This is a genomic window from Isoptericola sp. b408, assembly GCF_030588085.1.
In the GTDB taxonomy this organism is placed as follows: Bacteria; Actinomycetota; Actinomycetes; order Actinomycetales; family Cellulomonadaceae; genus Isoptericola; species Isoptericola sediminis.
The window spans coordinates 524,200-542,865 of sequence record NZ_JAUQYQ010000003.1; the positions used below are offsets into that span (position 1 = coordinate 524,200).

The window sequence follows — 18,666 nt, forward strand, 5'->3', positions numbered from 1 at the left end:
GGGCCGGGGCCTCAGTCCTCGGCCTCGGGCCCCACCAGGGTGGCGAGCCCGGCGAAGAACTGCGACGTCGTCACCAGACCGCACGACAGCGTCTCGGCGAGCTGGTCGTCGGTCGCGCCCTGCTCCAGGTCGACCGACACCTCGCCGTACAGGGCCAGTCCGCCCCCCTCGGCGCGGGTGTAGACCTTCGGCCAGATCCGTTCCCGGTTCCAGTCGTTGCACGCCTGCAGCACCGCGGGCCGCGCGCTCTCCGGCACGGAGCCGGACCAGCGACCACGCACCTGCAGGATCTCACCGTCCTCGCCGAGGAGCAGGAACCAGAAGCGGTGCCCGTCCCACGTGCCCGTGAGGTCACCGTCGTCGTCGGTGCGGAACCGGTAGCCGCGGCGCGCCAGGTCGGCGCCGATCCGCCGGGCGGTCACCGGCGTGGGGCGGGCGGCCGGCGGTCCGGGGTCGTCGGCCCGTCGGCGCCGCGCCGCCTGCAGCACCACGGTCGCCGCCCGTCGCAGCGGCCCCGTCACGGTGTCACCTGCAGCGGGTCCGGGAACACCGAGTCCAGGTGCTCGAAGAGCATCACCCCGGTGGACAGCCCGCACTCCAGGACCTGGGCGAGCTGGTCGTCGGTGGCGCCGTGCTCCAGGCTCGTGGTGACCTCCGCGCAGACCACGACCGTGCCGTCGTCGCGCACCCGTGCGTACGCCGTCGGCCAGATGCGCTCGGCGTTCCAGGCGTTGCAGACCTCGAGGATCTCCCCGAGGCGCTCGATCGTGGCCTGGCGGTGCCACTGCCCGCGCACCTGGACGACCTCCCCGTCGTCGCCGAGGACGAGGAAGGAGAACACCCGGCCGTGCCAGATGCCCCCGAGGTCGCCGTCGTTGTCGACGGTGTAGGTGAACCCCGAGGCGTCCAGCCAGGCGCTGACGCGCTCGCGCGACACCGGCCGAGGTGCGGCACCGGCGACCTGCCCGACCGGCCCGTCCAGCAGGACGTTCTCGACGTCGCTGCGCAACAGGTCAGCGTCGAGGGGCTCCTCACGCGATGCAGCTGACGATCTGGCGATCCGGCGCGACCCGAAGAACCTCACACCTCCCACGCTACACGTCCCGGTAGGTTGGCAACGTGCCCACCCGTGCCGTCGTCCTGCCCGCGACCCCGCTCCTGGTCCCCGGCGCCGCCGGTCACGCGCGGCCGCTGACGGCGGTCCGCGCCGCCGTGTCGCGGGCCCTGGCCGCGGTCCGTGGCCCGCACGGCGGTCCGCCGGACCGCTGGGGCGTCCTCGCGCCCGCGTCGCGCAGCTCCGCCGGGATCCGCCGCCCGGCCCTGGCCGCCGCCGGCGTCGCCGACCGCTGGCTGCCGGGGCAGCTGATCGCCGCCGGTGTCCCGACCGCCCAGGTGCCGGCCTCGGTCGCCCTGCTGACCCTGGCCGCGGTGGTGGGGGAGCAGGCCGCCCGTCGGGCGCACGTGGTGCAGCTGGCCGGCGACGACCACGCCGCGGTGGGCTACGGCCTCGGCGAGCTGTCCGGCCTGGACGCGCTCGTGGTCGCCGGCGGCGATCCCGAGGACGCGGCCGCCGGGCCGACGGCCTGCGCGCCGGCGGTCCGCGGCGTGCTCGACGAGCTCGCCGCCCGGCACGGCTGGACCGCGACCGTGCGCGTGGTGGCCGAGCCGGGCGGGGGGCACCTCCCGGACGCCTACGACGTCGTCACCTGGGGCGACTGACTCAGCCTCCGGCGAACCAGCCGACGCCCTCGAGCAGCAGCCAGAAGCGGACGGTGCGGCCCACGAGCACCGTCGGGACGAAGACCGCCCACGGCACCCGCAGCGAGCCGGCCACGACGGCCATGATCATCAGCGGCGGGAACCCGACCGCGCCCGCGGCCAGGAGCACGACGGCACTCAGCCACGGGCGCCCCGCGATCCGCCGCTGCCACCGGTCGAAGGTCTCCCGGCGCCGGCCGACCGCCAGCTTGTCGCGCACCCAGCGGGTCTCCATGGAGCGGGCCGCGCCGAGGTACCAGACCATCTTGGCGACCGTCTGCCCGACGCCGGCCACCAACGCAAGCGCCAGGGCCCGGCCGGGGACCGCGCTGACGTCCGTCACGGCCGCGACACCCCCGAGGTAGACCTCGATGCTGACGACCGGGACGAGCCCCGACAGCAGGCTCACGGCGAGGGTGGACAGCAGCAGCACCCGCAGAGCCTAACGGCGTCGGGCCCCCACCCCCCGCGTCGTACCGTGGGTCCGTGATCGTCGCCGTCGTGGGACCCACCGCCACCGGGAAGTCGGACCTCGCCCTGGACCTCGCCGAGGCGCTGTCGCGCCCGTCGGCGCCGGCGGAGATCGTCAACGCCGACGCCTTCCAGCTCTACCGCGGCATGGACGTCGGCACGGCCAAGGTGCCACCGGCCGAGCGACGAGGGATCGTGCACCACCAGCTCGACGTGCTCGACCCGACCGAGGACGCTTCCGTCGCGCGCTACCAGACGGCGGCCCGCGCGGACCTGGACGCCGTCGCCGCGCGCGGGGCCCGGGCGGTCGTGGTCGGCGGCTCGGGGTTGTACGTGCGTGCCCTGCTGGACCACATGGAGTTCCCGGGCACCGACCCGGAGGTCCGCACCCGGCTCGAGGAACGCGCCGAGACCGAGGGCCCCCGTGCGCTGCACGCCGAGCTGGCCCGTCTCGACCCCGGCGCGGCCGAGTCCATCGGCCCGGCGAACACCCGCCGTCTCGTGCGTGCCCTGGAGGTCGTCGAGATCACCGGTCGGCCGTTCACCGCGAACCTGCCGCGGCAGGAGTACGTGCGTCCCGCGGTCCAGATCGGGCTGGACTGCGACCGGCCCGTGCTCGACGCCCGGGTGGCCGGCCGGGTGGAGCGGATGTGGTCCGCCGGGCTGGTCGAGGAGGTCCGCTCGCTGGCCTCGCCCGCGCAGGGCGGGACCGGCGGCGGGCTCGGGACGACGGCGGCCCGCGCCGTCGGTTACGCCGAGCTGCTGCGCTGGTTCGCCGGTGACCTCACCGAGGCCGAGGCGCGCGAGGCCGTCGTGACCAACACCCGCCGGCTGGCCCGCAAGCAGATGGGGTGGTTCGGGCGCGACCCGCGCGTGCACTGGCTGGACGCCGGGTCGCCCACCCTGGTCGAGGACGCCCTGGCCCTGGTCCGGGCCGCCGACGCCGACGAGCTGCCGGTCCCGGAGGACCGACCCGTGCGCCGTAGTCTGGGCTCATGACCGTACGTTTCACCAAGGGGCACGGCACGCAGAACGACTTCGTGCTCCTCGCCGACACCCGCGGCGAGATGGACCTCACGGCCGAGCAGGTGCGTCGCCTCGCCGACCGCCGCAGCGGTGTCGGGGCCGACGGCGTGATCCGGCTCGCCCCGACGGCGGCGCTCGCCCGGGCGGGGGAGGAGGTCGCCGACGCCGTCCTCGCCGAGGACCCGGAGGCCATCTGGTTCATGGACTACCGCAACGGTGACGGCAGCCGCGCCGAGATGTGCGGCAACGGCGTGCGCGTCTTCACCGCGTTCGCCGAGCAGCTCGGCCTCGTCGACCTGTCCGGCGGCGGCGAGCTCGCGCTCGGCACCCGGGGTGGCGTCAAGCGGGTCCGGCGCGAGCCGAGCGGCTGGTACGCCGTGGACATGGGGCCTTGGTCCCTGTCCGGCGGCCCGGACTCGGCCGCGGCCGGCGCCGACGCCATGGTCCTGACCCCGGGGTGGGACGCCCCCCGTCCCGGCCTCAGCATCGACCTCGGCAACCCGCACACCGTCGTGGCGCTGTCCGACGTCGCCGAGCTCGCCGCCCTGGACCTCGCCCGCCCGCCCGCGGTCGAACCCGTCCCGCCGCACGGCACGAACGTCGAGCTCGTCGTCCCGCTCGGCGAGGAGCCGGGGCCCGACGGCGGCACCGTCGGGCGGATCCGTATGCGGGTCCACGAACGGGGTGTCGGTGAGACGCGGTCCTGCGGGACGGGTGCCTGCGCGGCGGCGCTCGCGGTGCGCACCTGGGCGGCCCACGGGGTCGAGGACCCGCACGGGGTGCCGTCGACCTGGTTCGTCGAGGTGCCCGGCGGCGAGGTCCGCGTCCGGCTGCTGCACGGAGGGCACGTGGAGCTGGCCGGTCCCGCGGAGCTCGTGTTCACCGGTGAGGTCGAGCTGTCGTGACGGACGTCGCCGAGGTCGCGCAGGCGGCCTCGACCCTCCTCGGCGCGCAGCTGCTCGACCCGGAGGACCTCGGCGGCTCGGCGCGGTCGACGGTCCTGCGGTGCCGCGTCGGCGGCGACGCCGGCAGCACGGTCGTGGTCAAGCAGTTCCACGGCGAGGACGACGGCGGCTACGACCGCGAGCGGACCGGCCTGACCCTGCTCGACCGGACGCCCGACCTGGTCGCGGCCGACGGCGCCCAGCGGTTGCTCGTGATGTCCGACCTCGGCGACCCGCCGACGCTGGCCGACCTGCTGCTGGGTGCCGACCGCGAGGCCGCCTGGTCCGGTGCGTCCGGCTGGGCCCGGGAGCTCGGACGACTGGCGGGCAGCGGCCGTCACCAGGTCGACGAGGCGCGCGAGCTCCTGGGGGCGCGACCGTGGGACGTCGTCGAGCACGTGACCCGGGGTGCCGCGCGTCTGGGCGAGCTGCTGGGCGGTGCGGCGCGCATCGACCGGCTGCACGCCGAGGCGCGGGAGGTTGCCACGGCGTTCACCGCCGGGAGCGGCCCGGTCGTGCTCGCCCCGTCCGACAGCTGCCCCGACAACGCCGTGCTGCGGCCCGACGGGTGGTGGTTCCTCGACCTCGAGGGGACGGTCGTCCAGCCCCCGGCGTTCGTCGCGGCCTACACGATGCTGCCGTTCGCGACCTGCTGGTGCGTCTTCGACCCGCCTGCCGGGCTGACCGACACCCTGCTCGCCGAGTTCACCGCCGGGCTCGAGGTGTCCGCGCCGGGCCTCGTCGCTCACGAGGGGTGGCAGCGCGAGGTCGAGCGGGCGAGCGGGGCCTACGTCCTGGCGATGACCGGGTGGCTCCTGGACAGCACCCTGGCCGGACGCGAGCACGTCGGCCCGGCGGGGCGGTCGCCGTCCTACCGGCAGCTGATGACGTCGCGGTGGCGGTGGGCCGCCGTCAACCTGCGCACCGCCATGCCGGAGCTCGCCGCCACGTGCGGCGCCGCGGCACGCTGGGCCACGGAGGCCTGGGGCGGCGAGACGGAGCCGACGGGGTACCCGGCCTTCGCCGCCTGACCGCAGCGGGAGCCCGTGGTGACGCGCCGCGGGTGGCCCGGACCTCAGCGCGTCACGTGCAGGATGCGGAACCCCTTCGACGACGCCGCACGCCGGGTCGCCAGCCCGAGCTCGGTCTCGATCCACCGGGCCAGAGAGTCGGCGCCCAGGTTCTTCTGCACGACGAGCCACGCGCCCCCGTCGGGTGGTGACGGCGAAGCGAGCCGCGGCAGCCAGCGGTGCAGCATGTCGTGCAGCACCTGCTTGCCCACGCGGATCGGGGGGTTCGACCAGATCGCGGCGAAGGTCACGTCGTCGGGCACCTGGTCGGGCGCCATCGCGCGGACGCGGTCGGCGACGCCCAGGCGGTCGGCGTTGCGGCGCACCAGGTCCAGGGCGCGCTCGTTGACGTCGACGGCCCAGACGGTGGTCACCGGGTTCTCGAGCGCCGCGGTGAGCGTGATCGGGCCCCAGCCGCACCCGAGGTCCAGCAGGTCGCCCGCGGGTGCCGGCGGCAGCTCGTGGAGCAGGATCCGGGTGCCCTTGTCGACACCGCCGGGGGAGAAGATCCCGGGGGCGACCTCCACGGTCACGTCCTGGCCGGCCAGGTGGACGACGACGCCGCGTCGTTCGTCGTCGGACGCCGGGCGGGCCGTGAAGTAGTGGTCGCTCACGGGGGGAATCGTAATCCGCTTCGTCGGGACGAAACCGCGTGGGATCCTTGTTGTACCCGCCGAAGCCAGCGAGAGGAACGACTTGACCCACACCCCCACCGACCCCGAGCAGACCGCGACGGGGCCCGCCGCCGAGGAGCCCCGGGACGCGCAGTCGATCGCGAACGACGTCGTCGCGCGCGTGCTCGCGAGGGCCGGGACGGCCCGGGCCGAGGGCGGGACCGTGCACTCGGCCTACGACGGCGACCAGCTCGACCTGGCCGAGCGCTCGGCGCTGCGCCGGGTCACCGGTCTGTCCACCGAGCTCGACGACGTCACCGAGGTCGAGTACCGCCAGCTGCGGCTCGAGAAGGTCGTCCTCGTCGGGCTCCACACCGGCGGCGAGGCAGCCTCCCGGGAGGCCGAGATCTCGCTGCGCGAGCTCGCCGCCCTGGCGGAGACCGCCGGGTCCCAGGTGCTGGACGGCCTGCTGCAGAAGCGCGCCAACCCCGACCCGGGCACCTATCTGGGGTCCGGCAAGGCCGTCGAGCTCGCCGAGATGGTGGCCGCGAACGGGGCCGACACCGTCGTCGTCGACACCGAGCTCGCCCCGTCCCAGCGGCGTGCGCTGGAGGACGTCGTCAAGGTCAAGGTCGTCGACCGGACGGCCCTGATCCTGGACATCTTCGCCCAGCACGCCAAGTCGCGGGAGGGCAAGGCCCAGGTCGAGCTCGCCCAGCTCGAGTACCTGCTGCCCCGCCTGCGCGGCTGGGGCGAGTCGATGTCCCGGCAGGCCGGCGGCCAGGTCGGCGGCGCGAGCGCCGGCATGGGCTCGCGGGGCCCGGGTGAGACGAAGATCGAGCTCGACCGGCGCCGGATCCGCAACCGGATGGCGAAGCTGCGCCGGGAGATCGCCGCGATGGCACCCGCTCGCGAGACCAAGCGCCTCGAGCGTCGTCGGCACTCGGTGCCGAACGTCGCGATCGCCGGGTACACCAACGCGGGCAAGTCCTCGCTGCTCAACGTCCTCACCGACGCCGGGGTGCTCGTGGAGAACGCGCTGTTCGCCACGCTCGACCCCACCGTGCGGCGTGCCCGCACGGAGGACGGTCGGCTGTACACGCTCGCCGACACCGTCGGGTTCGTCCGTCACCTGCCGCACCAGCTCGTCGAGGCGTTCCGCTCGACCCTCGAGGAGGTGGGCGACGCCGCGCTGCTGCTGCACGTCGTCGACGCCTCCCACCCGGACCCGGAGGGCCAGATCGACGCCGTCCGCGAGGTGCTGTCGGACATCCCCGGCGTGGAGGACCTCCCGGAGATCGTCGTGCTGAACAAGGCCGACCTCGCCGACCCGGTCACCGTGGGACGGATCCAGCGGCGCGAGCGCCGCACCGCCGTGGTGTCGGCGCACACGGGGGAGGGGATCGCCGAGCTCAAGGAGCTGATCGCCGACGCCCTGCCGCGTCCGGCGGTGGAGATCGACCTCGTCGTGCCCTACTCCCGCGGCGACCTGGTGCACCGCGTCCACGAGCACGGGGAGCTCACGGACGAGGAGTACCTGGCCGAGGGCACGCGGCTGCGCGGTCGGGTCGATCCCGGGCTCGCGGCCGAGCTCGACGCCGTCGCCGTGTGACGGTCGTGCACCGTCCCGGCGCGGCGTCGGTGCGCGCCCGTAGGATCTTCCGGTGACCCCGTCCGACACCGCCGAGCCCGCACCCGCACCCGACGTCCCCGCGCTGCTCGACCGCGCCGTCGGTGCTCTGGGCGGCAGCCCCCGGCAGGGTCAGCGGGAGATGGCCGCCGAGGTCGCGCGCGCGATCGAGGACGGACGGCACCTGCTCGTGCAGGCCGGGACGGGGACCGGCAAGTCGCTCGGCTACCTGGTCCCCGCCGTCCGGCACGCGGTGACCGAGGGCGAACGGGTGGTGGTCTCGACCGCCACCCTGGCGCTGCAGCGCCAGGTCATCACCCGGGACCTGCCCCTGGTGGCCGACGCCGTGGCGCCCGCGCTGCCGCGACCCCCGCAGGTGGCCCTGCTCAAGGGCTGGCACAACTACCTCTGCCGGCACAAGATCACCGGCGGGTACCCGACGGACGACGCGACGCTCTTCGACCTGCCCCCGGACCCCGGACCGGGCGAGGGCGCCGCCGCGGAGCAGCACCCGGCGTCGGCGCGCGGCGGCGACGCCGGGTCGGACCGGTTGGCCGACCACGTCCGGCGGCTGCACGCCTGGGCCGAGGAGACCGACACCGGCGACCGGGACGACCTCGTCCCCGGCGTGCCGGACCGTGCCTGGCGGCAGGTCTCGGTGACGTCCCTGGAGTGCCTCGGTCAGCGCTGCCCGGTGTTCGACGAGTGCTTCGCGGAGCAGGCCCGCGGCACGGCCCGCGAGGCCGACGTCGTCGTCACCAACCACGCCATGCTGGGCATCGCCGCCTCGGGGAACCAGCACGTGCTGCCCGAGCACGACGTACTCGTGGTCGACGAGGCGCACGAGCTCGCCGACCGCATCACCTCGGCGGCAACGGTCGACCTCGCGGCCGGGACGGTCGAGCACGCGGCCCGCCTCGCCCGTCGCCACGGCGGACGCACCACCGACGACCTCGACGCGGCCGCGCAGGGCCTCGCCCAGGTCCTGGCCTCCGTCCCCGCCGAGCGATACCCCCAGGGCCTCCCGGAGTCCCTGCACACCGCGGTGTCCGCCGTGCGGGACGCCGCGCGCGGTCTGCTCGCCGAGCTGCGGCCCGAGTCCGGCGCCGAGCCGGACGCGGGCATCCGGATGGCCCAGTCGGCCGTGCAGCAGCTCTTCGACGTCGCCGAGCGGATGGCCGCCGAGGACACGAGCGACGACGTGCTGTGGTGCTCCCGTCCGCCGGCCGACGCCCCGTGGGGTGACGGCGTCGGCCGGCTCCACGCGGCCCCGCTGGCGGTGGCGGGGCTGATCAGCTCCCAGCTGCTCGCCGAGCGTACCGGCATCCTGACGTCGGCCACGCTGACGCTGGGCGGCAGCTTCGACCCGCTGGCGCGGTCCCTCGGGCTCGCCGCCTCGACCGGCACCGAGGACGACGCGTGGCGGGGGATCGACGTCGGCAGCCCGTTCGACTACCGCAGCCAGGGCATCTGCTACGTGGCCAAGCACCTGCCGGCGCCGGGTCGCGAGCCGACGACCGACGCCCAGCTGGACGAGATCGCCGGCCTCATCGAGGCCGCCGGCGGGCGCACCCTCGGTCTGTTCTCGTCCCGCCGGGCCGCCACCGCGGCGGCCGAGGCGATGCGCGAGCGACTGGACGTCCCCGTGCTGTGCCAGGGCGACGACCAGCTGCCGAGCCTGGTGGCCGAGTTCGCCCGGGACCCGGCGACCTGCCTGTTCGGCACCCTGTCCCTCTGGCAGGGCGTGGACGTGCCCGGCGACGCCTGCCGCCTGGTCCTGATCGACCGCGTCCCGTTCCCCCGACCGGACGACCCGGTGAAGGCGGCCCGCGCCCGAGCGGTCGAGCAGGCCGGGGGGAACGGCTTCATGCAGGTCGCCGCGACGCACGCCGCGCTGCTGCTGGCCCAGGGCGCCGGCCGGCTGATCCGCTCCCAGGACGACCGGGGTGTCGTGGCGATCCTCGACCCGCGGCTCGTCACGGCACGGTACGGATCGTTCCTGACCCGGTCGCTGCCCGACTTCTGGCGCACCACCGACCAGCATCTGGTCCGCGGTGCGCTGCGGCGCCTGGACACCTAGTCTGTCCTGCGTGAACGTTCCTCGCAGCACCACCAAGCTTGCCGTCGTCGGAGCCGGATCGGTCGGCTCCACCCTCGCGTACGCGGCTCTGGCGCGCGGTACCGCGCGGACGGTCGCGCTGATGGACGTGAACAAGGCGAAGGTCGACGCGGAGGTGCTCGACCTGCAGCACGGACGCATGTTCGTCCCCGAGGCCGAGGTCATCGGGTCGGACGACGTCGAGGTGTGCCGCGGGGCCGACGTGGTGGTCGTGACCGCCGGTGCGAAGCAGCAGCCCGGACAGTCCCGGCTCGACCTCGCCGAGGCGACGATCGGGCTGACCCGCAAGATCCTGCCCGGTCTGGTCGAGGTCGCTCCGGACGCGATCTACGTGATGGTCACCAACCCCGTCGACGTGGTGACCTTCGCGGCCCAGCAGGTCTCGGGTCTTCCGCCGGAGCGCGTCTTCGGGTCGGGGACGGTGCTGGACTCCTCCCGGCTGCGGGCGGCCCTCGCCGAGCACTGCGGGGTGGCCACCGCCAACGTGCACGCGTACGTGGCCGGCGAGCACGGCGACTCGGAGATCGCGTTGTGGAGCTCGGCACGGATCGCGGGCGTGCCGCTGCTCGAGTGGGAGGCCCTGCCCGGCCGACCGCCCCTGGACGACGCGGCGCGCGCGACGATCGCCCGCGAGGTCGTCGAGTCGGCCTACAAGGTGATCTCGGGCAAGGGGGCCACCAACTACGCCGTCGGCCTCGCCGCGACGCGCATCGTCGAGGCCGTGCTGAAGAACGAGCACCGGGTGATGCCGGTCTCCACCCGGGTCGACGGCTTCCACGGGATCGACGGCGTGTGCCTGTCGATGCCCACGCTGGTCGACGCCCGGGGCGCCACCACGGTGATCGACACGCCGGTCTCCGACGAGGAGGCCGCCGGGCTGCGGGCCTCCGCGGAGAGCGTGCGCGCGGTGCTGCACCGCTTCGGTCTCTGACCGGGTGCCGCCCGCGCGGACGGGCGGCCGGTCTCACAGGCTGCGGAGCACCGCCACCACGCGACCGAGCACCTGTGCCTCGTCGCCGGCGATGGGGGAGTAGGCCGCGTTCTGCGGCATCAGCCACGTGTGGCCGTCCGACTGCTTGAACGTCTTGACCGTGGCCTCGCCGTCGATCATGGCGGCCACGATCTCGCCCTGCTCGGCGACGTTCTGGCGCCGGACCACGACCCAGTCGCCGTCGCAGATCGCCGCGTCGACCATCGAGTCGCCGGCGACCTTGAGCAGGAACAGCTCGCCGTCGCCGACGAGCTGCCGGGGCAGCGGGAAGACGTCCTCGACCACTTGCTCGGCGAGGATCGGACCACCGGCGGCGATGCGTCCGACCAGGGGCACGTACGACGGCACGGGGGTCTCCTCGCCCTCGCCGTCCGGTGCCGGAGCGGTGCGGGCGGGCCGGTCGTCGGTGCTGGCGGTCCGGCCCGTGTCGGGGTCGACGACCTCGATCGCCCGGGGGCGGTGGGGGTCGCGCCGGAGATAGCCCTTGCGTTCGAGCACCGTCAGCTGGTGCTTGACGGACGACGGGCTCGCCAGCCCGACGGCCTCGCCGATCTCGCGCATGGTCGGGGGGTACCCGCGGGACTCCACCGACTCGCGGATGGTCGTCAGGACGCCGCGCTGCCGCGCCGTGAGCCGGTCCGCCCCGGGCGCGAGCTCCGAGACCGACGCCAGACCGCTGCCGGCGCCCCTCGCGTCCTTGTCCTGTCGCGTCGCCATCCGTCGCTCCCTTGGTGCCGTCTCGAGGTGCGGGTGGCCGGCACGCCCGGCCCGAACCCGACATTCCTGCCATCCCGCTGTCGTCAGCCTAGGCCAGATCACCTGCGACATCAAACATCTGTTCGAGATCTCTCGACGTGTGTCGCGCGGTCGTGGTATCAAGGGAACAGGTGTTCGACGAACGTGTGTACGAAGGATCGCGACCACGGAGGGACGGACGTCATGGCGACGACGGAGACACGATCGGCAGGCCTCCTGGACCGGTGGGGTCTGGCGGGTCTGCGACTGACGGCGCGTGGTCGGCTGGTGCTGTTCCTGCTGGCGGTGGCGGTGAGCCTGCCGGTCGCGCTGGCGGGGTCCCAGGCCGTGGCGGGTTCGCCGGGGGAGCCGATCGAGGTCCGGCTGCACACGGTCGCCCCGGGGGAGACGCTCTGGCAGTTCGCCGCCGGGCTGGCGGAGCCCGGCGAGGACCTGCGCGTCGTCGTCGCCGAGCTGCGCGACCTCAACGGCATGCCGGACTCGTCGCTGCAGGTCGGGCAGGTGCTGGTGCTCCCGCGGTCGTAGCGGTGCCGTGCTGTGTTGCACCGAGCCCGGGCCTGCGCATACTTTCGTCGGGCAGCCGGGCAGGGGCTCGGCACCGACCGCAGGAGATCTCGGATGCACTGCCCTTTCTGCCGACACGCCGACTCGCGCGTGGTCGACTCGCGGACCTCGGACGACGGTGCGGCGATCCGCCGTCGTCGCCAGTGCCCGTCCTGCCAGCGCAGGTTCACCACGATCGAGACGGCGAGCCTGTCGGTGGTGAAGCGGTCCGGGGCGACCGAGCCGTTCAGCCGCGACAAGGTGGTGTCCGGGGTCCGCAAGGCCTGCCAGGGCCGGCCGGTCAGCGGGGACGACCTCGCCCTGCTCGCCCAGCGCGTGGAGGAGGCCCTGCGGTCCTCGGGCAGCGCGGAGATCGACGCCTACGAGATCGGCCTGGCCATCCTCGGCCCGCTGCGTGAGCTGGACGAGGTGGCCTACCTGCGGTTCGCCTCGGTCTACCAGGCCTTCGAGTCCCTCGAGGACTTCGAGGCGGCGATCACCTCGTTGCGTGCCGAGCGGCTCGAGCGCGAGACGTCGGGCGCCGGCGCGTCGGAGGAGTGACCGCCGACCTCAGCCGGCCGCGGGCCCCGGCGGGAACTCCGGACGGTCGAAGGCGTCGCGGATACGGAGCCGCACCGTGGTGTCCATCGCCATGAGCTTGCTCGACGCACCGCGGTGCGTCACGTCGGAGATGTCGGTGACCACGTAGCCCAGGTCGCCGTGGGTGGCCAGCATCTGCGCCTCGATGTTCGCCCCGTGGTCGGCGAAGACCTGGTTCACCGCCGCCAGCACGCCGGGCACGTTCCGGTGCAGCAGGGCGATGCGCCCCACGCCGGTGTGCTCGAGCTGCAGGTTCGGCAGGTTGACGGACAGCATCGTCGAGCCCGTGAGCAGGTAGTCACGGAGCTTCTTGGCGACGAACTGCCCGATGTTCTGCTGGGCCTCCTCCGTCGACCCGCCCACGTGCGGGGTGAGGATGACGTTGTCGAGTCCCCGCAGCGGCGACTCGAAGTGGTCGCCACGCTTCTTCGGCTCGGTCGGGAAGACGTCGACGGCGGCCCCGGCGAGGTGGCCGCTGAGGATGTGCTCGCGCAGGGCCTCGACGTCCACGACGAAGCCGCGGGAGAGGTTGAGGAAGATCGCCCCCGGCTTCATCCGGGCGAAGAGGTCGTCGCCGAACAGACCGGCGTTGCCCTGCCGGCCGTCGACGTGGATGGTCACGGCGTCGGCGGTCTCGAGGAGCTCGCCGAGGGTCTCCGCACGGCGCGCGTTGCCGAGGGCCAGCTTCTCGGAGGTGTCGAAGAAGACGACGTTCATGCCGAGGTTCTCGGCGAGCACCGAGAGCTGGGACCCGATGTTGCCGTAGCCGATGATGCCCAGCGTGCGTCCCCGGACCTCGTGGGACCCGTCCGCCGTCTTGTCCCACAGGCCGTCGTGCAGCGCCTTGTCGCGGACGGTGAGCCGCCGCGTCAGGGCGATGATCTCCGACACGGCGAGCTCGACGACCGAGCGTGTGTTCGAGAACGGGGCGTTGAAGACCGCCACGCCGTGGCCCGCCGCGGCCCCGAGGTCGATCTGGTTGGTGCCGATCGAGAACGTCCCGACCGCGAGCAGGCCGGGGGACTCCTCGATCACCCGGCGGGTGACCTGGGTCTTGGACCGGATGCCGAGGATGTGGAAGTCGGCGAGCGTCTCGATCAGCTCGGACTCGTCGAGGGCACCGGGGCGGGACTCGACCTCGATCCCGGCCGACTCCAGGATGGCGACGGCGTCGGGGTGGATGTTCTCGAGAAGAAGGGCGCGCAGCACGCCCCTATGGTGCGCCTCGCGGGGCACCGGGGCCAAACGTGTCTCACCCCTCGTGCATCAGCCCCGCGGGGAGCTCGCCGGCGTGCACGACCACGAGGCGCTGCGTGGGGCGCGTCATCGCCACGTACAGGTCGCCCCAGCCGCCGGCCCCGGCGGCGACCGCCGCCGGCTCGACGACGACGACGGCGTCGAACTCCAGACCCTTGATCTCCCGCGGCGAGGCCACGAGGACCTGCGCGTCCTCGGGACGCTGGGCGGCCAGCCGCCGGCCCTCCTCGGGCCCCAGCGCCTCGCCGACGGCGGCGGCGACCGCGCCGCGCAGTCCGCTCACCCGGTCCGCCGGCGCGATGACGGCCACGCGTCCGGCGCCGTCGGGGTCCACGTGCCGGCGGGCCTCCTCGGCGGCACGGCGAGCGGTCTCCCCCACGAGGTCGTCCGTCGGGGCGACGACGAGGGAGTCGGGCGCGTCGCGCGCCGCGGTCAGGGGCGAGACGGGCAGACCCGCCGCCACGGCCACCCGCTGCGCGGTCGTGGCGACCTCTGCGGGGGTCCGGTAGGACACGGTGAGCTCGTGCAGGCGCCAGCCGTCGCGGAGCACGGAGCCGAGCGTCTTCTGCCAGGACCGGGCGCCGGCCGCCGAGGACGTCTGGGCGACGTCCCCCACGATCGTCAGCGACCGGGAGGGTACCCGGCGCACCAGCGTGTGCCAGGCCATCGGGCTGAGCTCCTGCGCCTCGTCGACCACGACGTGGCCGTAGGTCCAGGAGCGGTCCGCCGCCGCCCGCTCCGCCGTCGTCAGGGACGGCCCCGACTCCGCGAACCGCGCGGCCAGCGTCTCGGCGTCGACCATGCCCTGGCCGGCACCGGTGCTGGCGAGCGTCTGGCGGGCGTACTCGATCTCGGCGGCGCGCCGCGCCTCGGCCGCCCGGGCCTCGGCCCGGGCGACGCTGTCGTCCTCGCCGAGCAGCTCCGCGGCCTCGTCCAGGATCGGCACGTCGGCCTCGGTCCAGGGTGCGTCGGGGTCGCGGCGCAGCGCCTCCCGCTCCGCGTCGGACAGCTCGGGTGCCGCCTCGGCGAGGCGGTGCGGCTTGGACCACAGGTCGGCGACGAGCCGCTCGGGCGTGATGGGGAACCAGGCCAGGTTGATCGCCACGCGCACGTCACGGTCCGCCCGCAGGTCCTCGGTGAGCACGGCGAGGTCGTGCTCGGTGACCTCGCGCTGCGTGCGCTCGCGGTACTGCTCGACCAGCTGGCCGAGCATCTCGCGCACGAAGGTGGCGCGCGCCTCGTTGTGCGGCTTGTGCGTCCGTCGTGCCCGGGAGATCGCGTCGCGCACGTCGCGGCGGCGCACGTGCAGCTCCACCCCGTCGATCCGCACCGGCACGTCCGTCGCGGGCACCCGTTCGCGGGCCCGCACGGCACGCTTGACCGCGGCGCGCCACAGCAGACGGCCCTTGATCTCGGCGGCGACCGGGTCCTCGACGGCGTCGGCCGTCACCCCGGGCAGGAGCTCGGCGATGGTCGTGGACACCACGCCGGTCTCGCCGAGGGAGGGCAGGACCTGGTCGATGTACCGCAGGAACGAGCGGCTGGGGCCGACGAGCAGCACGCCGGAGCGTTCCAGCAGCCGCCGGTGGGCGTACAGCAGGTAGGCGGCACGGTGCAGGGCGACCGCCGTCTTGCCCGTCCCGGGACCGCCCTGGACGACGACGGCGCCGCCGAGCTCGTCCCGCACGATGCGGTCCTGCTCGCCCTGGATGGTCGCGACGATGTCGGACATGCGCCCGGTCCGCCGCCGCGCCAGGGACGCCAGCAGCGCTCCCTCCCCGGACAGGCTGGAGGCGTCCAGGCCGTCGTCGACGGCGTCCAGGTCCAGGACCTCGTCCTCCAGGCCCGTCACCGTGCGTCCGGCGGTCACCACGTGCCGACGGCGTCGCACGCCGTCGGGGTGGCGCGCGGTGGCGCGGTAGAAGGCTTGCGCGGCGGGTGCGCGCCAGTCGGTCAGCAGCGCGCGGTGCTCGTCGTCGGTCAGGCCGATCCGGCCGATGTACCGCTCCTCGCCGGACTCGAGGTCGAGACGGCCGAAGGCGAGGCGGTCCTCGACGGCGTCGAGCCGGGCGGCGCGGTCCTCGTACATGGTCGCGAAGGCGTCGCGCTCGCTACGGTTCTGCGGCGAGCCGGAGGGTCCCTCGCGCCGGACCGCCGCGAGCCGCGCGCGCGCCGTGGCGCGCAGCTCGTCGAGTCGCGCGTAGAGGCGGTCGACGACCGCCTGCTCGCGTGCCAGCTCGTCGTGCCTGCCCGCCACGCGTCCTCCAGGTGCTGCTCGGTGTGCGGCCGACCATCATTCCACGTCCGTGACCCCTGTCGTGTCCCGCCCCGGGTGATCTGGGGCGGCGCGCCGCCGCGCCACCGGTGACGTGGACCACAGCGGCGCATAGGATCCCGACCATGAGCAGCGGCGACGGGGGTCAGGAGGAGGCCGGGGACCCCGCGGGGGGCGCGCTGCCGTGCGTCCTGCTGGTCGAGGACGACGACGGCGACGCCCTGCTGGTCACCGAGCTCCTCGCCGACGCGGAGATCGACGTCGAGCTGCGTCGCGCGGTGTCGGTCTCCCAGGCGGCGGCCGAGGTCGCCACCGGTGCGGTGGACTGCCTCCTGGTGGACCTCGGGCTCCCGGACGCGGCGGGTCTGACGGCCGTGCAGCGGCTGCGCCACGTGGGCGCCCGGCACGCCGCCTCGCCCGCCCTCGTGGTGCTGACGGGGCACAGCGGGGTCGATCTCGGCGTCGAGGCGGTGGCGGCCGGGGCCGACGACTACCTCGTCAAGGGTGAGGTCGGACCGGACCTGCTCGGCCGGTCCCTGCGCTACGCGCTGCAGCGCCGGCGGTCGGCGGAGCAGGAACGCGCCCTGTACCGCGGCCGGATCCGGGCGGCCGAGACCGCGAGGCTGGAGAAGGCTCTGCTGCCCACGCCCCTGGTCGACGACGAGGCCGTGTCCGTGCTCGTGGGATACCTGCCCGGCGGGGAGGGGCTCCTCGGCGGAGACTTCTTCGACACCGTCGAGCTGCCCGACGGCCGGGTGCTCTCGGTGATCGGGGACGTCGCCGGCCACGGGCCCGACGAGGCCGCGCTCGGCGCGACGCTCCGGACCGCGTGGCGGACGCTCGTGCTCACCGGGACCCCGCCCGAGGCGATCTTCCCCGCGCTGGAGACGGTGCTGCACACCGAACGTGCGCGTCCGGAGATCTTCGTGACGCTGTGCCAGGTGACCGTGCAGGCCGACCGGTCCGCCGTCGAGATCTGCCTCGCCGGTCACCTCGCCCCGATGCTCCTCACCGGGACGGACGGCACCCTGGGGTGCGAGGTCCTCGCGCCGGTCGAGCGTGGTCGCGCCCTCGGCGTGCCGGTGCCCGGGGGGTGGACGTCGCAACGGCTCGAGCTCGAGGGTCCGTTCGCGGTCGTCACCTACACCGATGGTCTGGTGGAGGCGTCGCTGGCCGCCGACGAGTCGTCCGCACCGGGTCGGGTCGGACGGCGGCGGGCCGCGTTGCGCGTGGGCGTGGCCGGTCTGGCCGACCTCGTCCGCGACGAGGTCGAGCGCGCAGGTCTCGGCGGGGTCGTCGAGGGGGTGCTGCGCCGGGTCCGGCGCCTGCACGGTGGCCCCCTGGCGGACGACGCCGCGATGCTGGTCGTCGGCTGGACCGGGTCCGAGGACGTGCCGGGCGAGCGCTCCGCCATGCTCGCGGACTCCGTGGAGTGGCCCGATGGGTCCTGAACGCTCCGTGCTGGACCGCGCGCGCCGGCTGCTGCGCTGGGGGACGGTGGCCCTCGTCGCCGGGCTGCTGCTGGCCCTGGTCGCCACGCTGGGTTCGCAGCGGCTGCTGGAAGCCGGTGCCGACGCCGCGGCGATCGACGACGCCCGGGTGTGGAACGAGGTGCTCCTGGCCGTGGTGGTCGTGCTGGGCGGCGTCGGCGTCGGCGTCGCCGTCACGGTCCTGCGCGAGGTGCGCCGGGGCCTGACGGTCCCGCTGGCCACCCTGGCCGCCGAGGTCCGCGCCGCCAGCACGGGCGAGCACGACCACGAGATCCCTCCGGTGGGTTCGGGCGAGGTCGCGGCCCTGGCGCGCGACGTCGAGGCGATGCGGCGCGAGCTGGTCGAGCAGGTCGCCGACGCCCGCGCGGCGCACCAGGAGGTGGAGGACGCCCACCTGCGGCTGCGCGAGCAGGCCGCCGAGCTGGAGCGGTCGAACCGCGACCTGGAGCAGTTCGCCTACGTCGCCTCCCACGACCTGCAGGAGCCGCTGCGCAAGGTCGCCAGCTTCACCCAGCTCCTGCAGAAGCGCTACGGCGACCAGCTCGACGACCGGGCCGACCAGTACATCGCCTTCGCCGTGGACGGGGCGCACCGCATGCAGCGGCTCATCCAGGACCTGCTCAGCTTCTCGCGGGTGGGGCGCTCCGGCGGCCGGCGCGAGGACGTCGACCTGTCCGACGTGCTCGACCAGGTCCTGTCCGACCTGTCGCACCGCCTCGCCGAGAAGGACGGCGAGGTGACCAGCGACCCGCTGCCGGTGGTCGAGGGGGAGCGCGGCCCGCTGACGATGCTGATGCGCAACGTCGTGGGCAACGCGCTGAAGTTCGCCCACCCGGACCGGCCGCCGCGCGTGCACGTGTCGGCCCGGCGGGTGAGCGGCCCCGACGGCGAGGAGTGGGAGCTGGCGTGCACGGACAACGGGATCGGCATCGACCCGCAGTACGCCGAACGCGTCTTCGTGATCTTCCAGCGCCTGCACCCCAAGGAGGTGTACAGCGGCACCGGGATCGGGCTCGCGCTCGTCAAGCGGGTCGTCGAGCATCACGGCGGCAGGGTGTGGATCGACCCGGAGGTGACCACCGGGACCACCGTCCGGTGGACGCTGCCGGCGGCCCGGTGACC

18 protein-coding genes are annotated in these 18,666 nt (G+C 74.6%); 11 read left to right on the forward strand and 7 right to left on the reverse strand.

All coding sequences use genetic code 11. The features are described from left to right. Positions 1 to 11: 11 nt before the first annotated feature. A complete protein-coding gene (locus tag Q6347_RS11075) occupies positions 12 to 521 on the reverse strand; it encodes a YbjN domain-containing protein (RefSeq protein WP_369810836.1) in 510 nt (169 codons plus the stop codon). Then, a complete protein-coding gene (locus Q6347_RS11080) occupies positions 518 to 1,009 on the reverse strand; it encodes a YbjN domain-containing protein (RefSeq protein WP_304603702.1) in 492 nt (163 codons plus the stop codon). The genes Q6347_RS11075 and Q6347_RS11080 overlap by 4 nt, the downstream gene beginning before the upstream one ends. A gap of 110 nt (positions 1,010 to 1,119) precedes the next feature. Here Q6347_RS11080 and Q6347_RS11085 point away from each other — a divergent pair, with 110 nt between their 5' ends. After that, the gene (locus Q6347_RS11085) at positions 1,120 to 1,719 is read left to right on the forward strand and encodes a hypothetical protein (protein ID WP_304607373.1); all 600 of its coding nucleotides are present in this window, start codon (positions 1,120 to 1,122) and stop codon (positions 1,717 to 1,719) included. 1 nt (position 1,720) lies between these two features. On the opposite strand, the gene Q6347_RS11090 is transcribed toward Q6347_RS11085, so the two are convergent. Continuing rightward, complete coding sequence (locus Q6347_RS11090; RefSeq protein ID WP_304607374.1) at positions 1,721 to 2,191, reverse strand: hypothetical protein; 471 nt, start codon at positions 2,189 to 2,191, stop codon at positions 1,721 to 1,723. Between the two features lie 53 nt (positions 2,192 to 2,244). On the opposite strand from Q6347_RS11090, the gene miaA reads away from it, so the two are divergent. Genes miaA through Q6347_RS11105 form a run of 3 tightly spaced genes read left to right on the forward strand, consistent with a single transcriptional unit; the run spans position 2,245 to position 5,230 of the window. Beyond that, positions 2,245 to 3,228 carry a tRNA (adenosine(37)-N6)-dimethylallyltransferase MiaA gene (miaA, locus tag Q6347_RS11095; protein WP_304603704.1) on the forward strand — a complete coding sequence of 328 codons (984 nt, stop codon included), beginning with the start codon at positions 2,245 to 2,247 and terminating at the stop codon, positions 3,226 to 3,228. Then, positions 3,225 to 4,160 carry a diaminopimelate epimerase gene (gene dapF / locus Q6347_RS11100; RefSeq protein WP_304607375.1) on the forward strand — a complete coding sequence of 312 codons (936 nt, stop codon included), beginning with the start codon at positions 3,225 to 3,227 and terminating at the stop codon, positions 4,158 to 4,160. The genes miaA and dapF overlap by 4 nt, the downstream gene beginning before the upstream one ends. Beyond that, the gene (locus Q6347_RS11105; protein ID WP_304607376.1) at positions 4,157 to 5,230 is read left to right on the forward strand and encodes a hypothetical protein; all 1,074 of its coding nucleotides are present in this window, start codon (positions 4,157 to 4,159) and stop codon (positions 5,228 to 5,230) included. The genes dapF and Q6347_RS11105 overlap by 4 nt, the downstream gene beginning before the upstream one ends. 44 nt (positions 5,231 to 5,274) lie before the next feature. On the opposite strand, the gene Q6347_RS11110 is transcribed toward Q6347_RS11105, so the two are convergent. Beyond that, positions 5,275 to 5,892, reverse strand: coding sequence for a class I SAM-dependent methyltransferase (locus Q6347_RS11110; protein ID WP_304603814.1), 618 nt, complete (start codon positions 5,890 to 5,892; stop codon positions 5,275 to 5,277). Between the two features lie 73 nt (positions 5,893 to 5,965). Here Q6347_RS11110 and hflX point away from each other — a divergent pair, with 73 nt between their 5' ends. From hflX to Q6347_RS11125, 3 genes are read left to right on the forward strand one after another with little or no spacing between them, the layout of a single operon-like run. Continuing rightward, positions 5,966 to 7,495, forward strand: coding sequence for a GTPase HflX (gene hflX / locus Q6347_RS11115; RefSeq protein WP_369810837.1), 1,530 nt, complete (start codon positions 5,966 to 5,968; stop codon positions 7,493 to 7,495). Between the two features lie 52 nt (positions 7,496 to 7,547). After that, on the forward strand, positions 7,548 to 9,593 hold the full coding sequence (locus tag Q6347_RS11120) for an ATP-dependent DNA helicase (protein ID WP_304607377.1): 2,046 nt from the start codon (positions 7,548 to 7,550) through the stop codon (positions 9,591 to 9,593). 10 nt (positions 9,594 to 9,603) lie between these two features. Then, positions 9,604 to 10,563, forward strand: a complete 960-nt coding sequence (locus Q6347_RS11125; RefSeq protein WP_171247763.1) for an L-lactate dehydrogenase — start codon at positions 9,604 to 9,606, stop codon at positions 10,561 to 10,563. A gap of 33 nt (positions 10,564 to 10,596) precedes the next feature. Here the strand turns inward: Q6347_RS11125 and lexA are convergent, their stop codons facing one another. Then, complete coding sequence (lexA, locus tag Q6347_RS11130; RefSeq protein ID WP_304603709.1) at positions 10,597 to 11,340, reverse strand: transcriptional repressor LexA; 744 nt, start codon at positions 11,338 to 11,340, stop codon at positions 10,597 to 10,599. Between the two features lie 222 nt (positions 11,341 to 11,562). Here lexA and Q6347_RS11135 point away from each other — a divergent pair, with 222 nt between their 5' ends. After that, complete coding sequence (locus Q6347_RS11135) at positions 11,563 to 11,904, forward strand: LysM peptidoglycan-binding domain-containing protein (protein WP_304603710.1); 342 nt, start codon at positions 11,563 to 11,565, stop codon at positions 11,902 to 11,904. 93 nt (positions 11,905 to 11,997) lie between these two features. Next, a complete protein-coding gene (gene nrdR / locus Q6347_RS11140) occupies positions 11,998 to 12,483 on the forward strand; it encodes a transcriptional regulator NrdR (protein ID WP_304603711.1) in 486 nt (161 codons plus the stop codon). A 9-nt stretch (positions 12,484 to 12,492) separates the two neighbouring features. On the opposite strand, the gene serA is transcribed toward nrdR, so the two are convergent. Continuing rightward, complete coding sequence (serA, locus tag Q6347_RS11145) at positions 12,493 to 13,731, reverse strand: phosphoglycerate dehydrogenase (RefSeq protein WP_304607378.1); 1,239 nt, start codon at positions 13,729 to 13,731, stop codon at positions 12,493 to 12,495. Positions 13,732 to 13,774: 43 nt separating this feature from the next. Beyond that, positions 13,775 to 16,036, reverse strand: coding sequence for an AAA family ATPase (locus Q6347_RS11150; RefSeq protein ID WP_304603713.1), 2,262 nt, complete (start codon positions 16,034 to 16,036; stop codon positions 13,775 to 13,777). Positions 16,037 to 16,179: 143 nt separating this feature from the next. Between Q6347_RS11150 and Q6347_RS11155 the strand changes: the two genes are divergently transcribed. Both Q6347_RS11155 and Q6347_RS11160 read left to right on the forward strand, forming a co-directional pair. Beyond that, positions 16,180 to 17,505: a PP2C family protein-serine/threonine phosphatase gene (locus Q6347_RS11155; RefSeq protein ID WP_304607379.1), complete on the forward strand. Its 1,326-nt coding sequence runs from the start codon at positions 16,180 to 16,182 to the stop codon at positions 17,503 to 17,505. Continuing rightward, the gene (locus tag Q6347_RS11160) at positions 17,495 to 18,664 is read left to right on the forward strand and encodes an ATP-binding protein (RefSeq protein ID WP_304607380.1); all 1,170 of its coding nucleotides are present in this window, start codon (positions 17,495 to 17,497) and stop codon (positions 18,662 to 18,664) included. Before Q6347_RS11155 ends, Q6347_RS11160 begins: the two co-directional genes overlap by 11 nt. Positions 18,665 to 18,666: the final 2 nt, after the last annotated feature.